Raw genomic sequence first — 225 nt, 5'->3', positions numbered from 1 at the left:
AGCAGCCACCCTTGAAAGAGTGCGTAATAGCTCACTGGTCTAGTGATTCCGCGCCGACAATGTAGCGGGGCTCAAGCGTACCGCCGAAGTCGTGTCATTGCAGCATATAGCCCCAACGGGCGCTGTGATGGGTAGGGGAGCGTCGTGTGCCGGGTGAAGCAGCCGCGGAAGCGAGTTGTGGACGGTTCACGAGTGAGAATGCAGGCATGAGTAGCGATACAAACG

The 225-nt window shown here is 58.2% G+C and carries 1 rRNA gene; it reads left to right on the top strand.

Annotation, left to right across the window (positions count from 1 at the left end):
- Positions 1-225, top strand: a 23S ribosomal RNA gene (locus ADK57_RS19835); the annotation flags it as partial.

It is taken from the genome of Streptomyces sp. MMG1533, assembly GCF_001279775.1.
Classification (GTDB): Bacteria; Actinomycetota; Actinomycetes; order Streptomycetales; family Streptomycetaceae; genus Streptomyces.
Note: the sequence above shows the minus strand (reverse complement) of the source record. Positions and strands in the feature narration are given on the sequence as shown.